6 protein-coding genes, 2 tRNA genes and 1 riboswitch are annotated in these 4,711 nt (G+C 48.5%); of the genes, 3 read left to right on the top strand and 5 right to left on the bottom strand.

All coding sequences use genetic code 11. The features are described 5' to 3' along the window. Positions 1-29: 29 nt before the first annotated feature. A complete protein-coding gene (locus HK25_RS10740; protein WP_086636188.1) occupies positions 30-470 on the bottom strand; it encodes a hypothetical protein in 441 nt (146 codons plus the stop codon). A gap of 377 nt (positions 471-847) precedes the next feature. Between HK25_RS10740 and HK25_RS12825 the strand changes: the two genes are divergently transcribed. After that, the gene (locus HK25_RS12825; RefSeq protein ID WP_143295989.1) at positions 848-1,036 is read left to right on the top strand and encodes a hypothetical protein; all 189 of its coding nucleotides are present in this window, start codon (positions 848-850) and stop codon (positions 1,034-1,036) included. 149 nt (positions 1,037-1,185) lie between these two features. On the opposite strand, the gene HK25_RS10735 is transcribed toward HK25_RS12825, so the two are convergent. The 4 genes from HK25_RS10735 to gpt all read right to left on the bottom strand — a co-directional run bounded on the left by HK25_RS10735 (position 1,186) and on the right by gpt (position 2,263). After that, positions 1,186-1,262: transfer RNA gene (locus tag HK25_RS10735), tRNA-Arg, on the bottom strand. Positions 1,263-1,313: 51 nt separating this feature from the next. After that, on the bottom strand, positions 1,314-1,622 hold the full coding sequence (locus HK25_RS10730; RefSeq protein WP_086636189.1) for an ETC complex I subunit: 309 nt from the start codon (positions 1,620-1,622) through the stop codon (positions 1,314-1,316). A gap of 21 nt (positions 1,623-1,643) precedes the next feature. Beyond that, a tRNA-Pro gene (locus HK25_RS10725) sits at positions 1,644-1,720 on the bottom strand. A gap of 57 nt (positions 1,721-1,777) precedes the next feature. Then, positions 1,778-2,263, bottom strand: coding sequence for a xanthine phosphoribosyltransferase (gpt, locus tag HK25_RS10720; RefSeq protein WP_086554895.1), 486 nt, complete (start codon positions 2,261-2,263; stop codon positions 1,778-1,780). 129 nt (positions 2,264-2,392) lie between these two features. Between gpt and upp the strand changes: the two genes are divergently transcribed. Continuing rightward, positions 2,393-3,037, top strand: a complete 645-nt coding sequence (upp, locus tag HK25_RS10715) for a uracil phosphoribosyltransferase (protein ID WP_086554894.1) — start codon at positions 2,393-2,395, stop codon at positions 3,035-3,037. Positions 3,038-3,122: 85 nt separating this feature from the next. Next, positions 3,123-4,166, top strand: coding sequence for an aspartyl protease family protein (locus HK25_RS10710; RefSeq protein WP_086636187.1), 1,044 nt, complete (start codon positions 3,123-3,125; stop codon positions 4,164-4,166). A gap of 175 nt (positions 4,167-4,341) precedes the next feature. Beyond that, a riboswitch (cobalamin riboswitch) is annotated at positions 4,342-4,540 on the top strand. Positions 4,541-4,711 lie beyond the last annotated feature (171 nt).

Genomic DNA, 4,711 nt, shown 5'->3' with positions numbered 1-4,711 from the left:
CGGTAAGCCTGTGAATCACAATCTCTCGCTCAGTTCAATAAATTAACAGGTCCTGAGCCTAGATCATCTGTAATATTTTCACGCGACCTGCTGCCCATATCGTAGCCCGGGCCAATCGTAACACCACTAAGTGGATTCCCCGGCCAGTAAATTTTTGAACCATCCCCTTCTTCACCCAGAATAAAATTGCGTCCTTTCAGTGAAACTCTCAGGTCAGACCGGGCAACACCCCCCAGAACATCTGCTGTGTCAGCCACCAGAAAGCCGATCCGCATCAGAACAGAAAGAGCTTTTATAAGGTCATCAGCCGTTGCTTTGGCAGCCGGTGGTGTCGCACTGGTATAAACTGCGGGGTATCCCTTAAAAAAATCTGGCCAGAGCTGAGCCTGATTTTTCCAGACATCTGCGGCATAGGTGTGGAGTTTTTCATCAGCCCCATACCCAACGACAGCGCCGGCAAGAAAACTCATACGGTTCGTATCTGGTATACTACCAGCCTACGCTTAACCGGTGGCACATTGGTAACTGGTGTGAGCTTCAACACGCCCTTCTCCAGAAGAGTTTCTTCAACGGGAACAGAGGCAGGTATTGGCTTTCTGGCTGCTGGTGAAGCAGGGGTTTTTTGGCATGATTCACACTTCAGATAAAAAATTCACTGACCAGGGCTTATATCACATTAATTATATTTAACGATCTTTTTTATTTTTCCTGGTCGGTATCAGAGGAAAGACCCTTACCCAGCTCAATATATTAACAAGGCCTGAATCTACCTATTTAGTCCCGGGGTTTGATGGGTTGCATTGATAACGAAACACTCGGACTCTGAAGTCCAATATAAAGAGGCCCCATGGGCCGCCACCCCGACCACCAGCAGCCAATGATTACCCACCGAGCCGACCTCCACAACCTTGAACACCGCCGCATCATGACTGCGGGCAAAACCCTCTCCGTTTCCAAATACAACCTGCAAACAGAGATACGATTGGCCGCGGCGAAAGCGCAGCTGACGACCTGGCCAATATCATCGGGCTATTGAAAACGAACCGACGGAAACCACCCTCAGGCTGGTCTTCCAGAAATGGTGAGACACGATACCAGAGACTGAGCCTGGTCGCTTAATGTTGCACGACGCAGGCAGGCGATGGATTATCTGCCAGCAAGCACCTGTTAACTGCTTGAAAAAATTGGCGCGCCCTAGTGGATTCGAACCACTGACCCACAGCTTAGAAGGCTGTTGCTCTATCCAGCTGAGCTAAGGGCGCCCGGCAGGGCAGCTATACTACCCTGAAATAACAGACCATTATTCTAGTAAATTAATGGGTCCAGTTTTCAACACGATTATATGCAAAATTATCTGCATAAATTTTAGGAGAACGAATTCTCTGTGCTGTTTTTTCTATCTCTGCATGAATACCATGACGTTCAGCGTAAGCAACAGCCTCTTCACAGGAAACGAAATTAAGCCTGATCTGAGAGATGGTGTCATCTGTGCTGCCATTCCACCCCATAAGCCTGCTACGCAGCCTAGGAGCACTCTGCCCGTATTCAAGGATCCATTCCTTCGTGCCAGCCAGTCCTGACTGACCTGCGGGTTTGGCCTGCTTATAAATCCGTGCTGGCATAATCATGCCTCCAGAGAGATATGGTCGGGGCGCCCGGACTCGAACCGGGGGCCTCTTGTACCCAAAACAAGCGCGCTACCAGGCTGCGCCACGCCCCGAACTGAGGCGGAACTTAGGGGGGTTTTTCGCAGCTGGCAACCCCAAAAATGAAAAAATTAAATCTTTTTTTCTAAAGAGCGTTCTGCAAGTGGCGCAACAAACAGCGGGGCCGTATCCCAGGGGAAAAGAACCCAGGTCTCCTGCGGTACTTCTGCAATGAAATGATCTGTCAGAGCCCGGCCATCCGGCTTAGCATAAAGGCAGGCAAAAACTGCTTTTGGCAGGCGCTCTCTCACCACACGAGCTGTCACCCCCGAATCAACCAGATCATCAATTATCAGAAAACCTTCCCCGTCACCGGCTACACTGGCTTCTTTAATGATCTGAGGTTCACCACGGTTCTCTTCATCGTAGGTTACCACAGAAATCGTATCAACCAGACGGCACCCAAGCTCACGGGCAACGATAGAAGCCGGTATCAGTCCCCCGCGTGTCACAGCAATAATCCCCTTAAAGGGCATTGAGGGCACCAGAGCTTCAGCCAGCAAACGCGCATCTCTGTGCAGCTGGTCCCATGTTACTGTGACATACTGAATGGCCATATGATGGGTAATCCTTATATTTCATGACTTACGATACTAAGACTATACTGTAATACAGATTATTATGTAAAAATCACATCATCATATTCTGTTTGTTCCTGCCGTTAAAAGCAAAGTAATACCATCATCATGACAGCATATAACCCGGCGCACCTGACCGTGCTTGACCATCCTCTTATCCAGCACAAGCTGACACTTTTACGCAGAGCCGATACCTCCACTGCCAGTTTCCGTACCCTCGTACGGGAATTAAGTCTGCTCATGTGCTATGAAGCCACACGCCACCTCCCTCTTGAAACGGTTGAAATAACAACCCCTCTTGAAACCATGCTCAGCAAACAGCTGGCCGGCCCGGCTCTGTGCTTTATTTCCATCTTACGTGCAGGCAACGGATTGCTTGATGGCATGCTTGATCTGGCACCATTTGCAGCCGTTGGTCATATTGGCCTGTACAGAGACCCAGAAACATTAGAGGCCGTTGAGTATTATCTGAAACTACCGGCCCGTATCTCCGACCGTCTGTGCATTGTTGTTGACCCGATGCTGGCCACAGGGCACAGCGCAGCAGTTGCCCTGACACGGCTCAAAGAAGAAGGGGCAAAAAATATTCTTTTTGCCTGCCTGTTATCTACCCCTCATGGTATCGAACACCTTAAGAAAACACACCCCGATGTATCAGTTATAACCTGTGCAACAGACCCTGGACTTGACGATCATGGCTATATTCGACCTGGACTTGGAGATGCTGGAAATCGCCTGTTTAAAACACGATGAATAAGGATTGTTCTATAAAATTACTTTGACTTCCAAATATAAGAAATATTAAACTTTATCCATTGTATCTGTTTTATGCGGTGAAATGATGGATAACTTTCAAAAGCCGGAAACCACGTTCACTCGTAAATCTTTTTGTTATCCATCAGCTGCAAAAGCGATCATCTCCGGGTATAAACGCCACTTTATCCCTCTCTCCCTGCTGGCTCTGAGCGCGTGCCATACCGGCGATCAGTGCAAGGTTTCCAGCTTCGGAGACCTGATCGTCATCAACGATGAGGAATCTCCTGTTATCGAGGCCGAAATCAACGGCCATAAAATAGCACTTATTGTCGATACAGGTGCACAGGGCAGCATTTTATGGCCAGGAGAGGCTAAAAAGCTTGGTCTTGCCGCTAACTCAGAGCGACTCTATTTGCGCGGTTCAGGAGGCTACACATCAGCAGGAACTGCGGTCGCCGATACAATTCACCTGGGGAGTGCAGCAGCGACTAATGTATCTTTTATGACTACAGGAAAGACATCAGCTACCAGAGTTATTAATGGCAGGCCTGTTGTCGGGCTCTTCGGCAATGACTTTTTATCAAATTATGATGTTGTCTTTAACCTGCCACAGCATCGCATGAATTTATATACTTTCAGCGGATGCAAAGAGGACTACTTACTAAGCTGGTCTGGCTGGTCTGGCGAGTTTTTTAAGGTCAGAATTAACCACCCAAGAAATGATCAGAGAAAAACTGCCGTTCCTGTTAAGATCAACGGCCATGAATTTGATGCTGTTCTCGACAGCGGCGCTGCCACAACTTTGATCTCACGTGACGATGCTCTGAAAGCAGGCATAAGCAAAAACGATCTTACCAATGACCAGACCATAGATGTCTATGGCATAGATCAAACTAAACGCACAGGCTACCTGCATCGTGTTAACAGCCTGGAAGTAGGACCTTTTATTTTCAACAACCCGGAAATTCTGATTCAAAAAACGCCGACATCACTCCTGGGAGCAAATTTTTTACGCACTCACAGAGTGTGGATACCGCGAGCTCCTGATTATATTTACATTCAGCCTGCAGAACCGCTGTCTCTCCAGAATATTAACCCTGCAACACAACAGGAACATACCCCCTGAAACCGGCCATAGTTTAAGCGGCATAAAACTATCATCCCCGGCATAATCACGGCCCCCGTCTGCCTGGGGTATTCTCATGATTGCGTAATTTTTCCCGATATGTAATATTATAACATAACATTCGTAAGGATGTTATAAATTATAATGGCGTGAGTATATATTCTTTGTTAAGAAATGCCCTGCGCAAACCGGTGGTTCCCGCAAGGGATGAAAAGGGAACGCAGTGTGATGCTGCGGCTGTCCCCGCAACTGTAAGCGGTAAAGCAGACATGCAGGGACGCACTGTCCGGTCACTGGAGTTTACTCTCCGGGAAGGCTCGCTGTCTGCTCATGACCCGCAAGCCAGGAGACCTGCCACCACACACAGTCACAGACGAAGCGAATGGTCGGGGATATGCCAGACGCAGCTAACCATGCTCACCGTAGTGACGCGTACGAACCAAGGCCTGTACTCTTTATGAGGCACTTTTCTCTGTCTAAGGCGCTGCCACTTGCGGCAGCTGCTGTTTTCTACCCGTCTTTTTCTTTCGCTGCCCCTCAGGAAG

It is taken from the genome of Acetobacter sp. DsW_059, from assembly GCF_002153695.1.
Classification (GTDB): domain Bacteria; phylum Pseudomonadota; class Alphaproteobacteria; order Acetobacterales; family Acetobacteraceae; genus Acetobacter; species Acetobacter thailandicus.
The sequence above is the reverse complement of the archived record's forward strand: the minus strand, read 5'-3'. Positions and strand labels throughout refer to the sequence as shown.

Bases quoted from the DNA above. Each gene is read 5' to 3' on its own strand.
- HK25_RS12825 (WP_143295989.1), top strand. From the start codon at position 848: ATGGGCCGCCACCCCGACCACCAGCAGCCAATGATTACCCACCGAGCC.
- HK25_RS10730 (WP_086636189.1), bottom strand. From the start codon at position 1,622: ATGCCAGCACGGATTTATAAGCAGGCCAAACCCGCAGGTCAGTCAGGA.
- gpt (WP_086554895.1), bottom strand. From the start codon at position 2,263: ATGGCCATTCAGTATGTCACAGTAACATGGGACCAGCTGCACAGAGAT.
- upp (WP_086554894.1), top strand. From the start codon at position 2,393: ATGACAGCATATAACCCGGCGCACCTGACCGTGCTTGACCATCCTCTT.
- HK25_RS10710 (WP_086636187.1), top strand. From the start codon at position 3,123: ATGATGGATAACTTTCAAAAGCCGGAAACCACGTTCACTCGTAAATCT.
- HK25_RS10740 (WP_086636188.1), bottom strand. From the start codon at position 470: ATGAGTTTTCTTGCCGGCGCTGTCGTTGGGTATGGGGCTGATGAAAAA.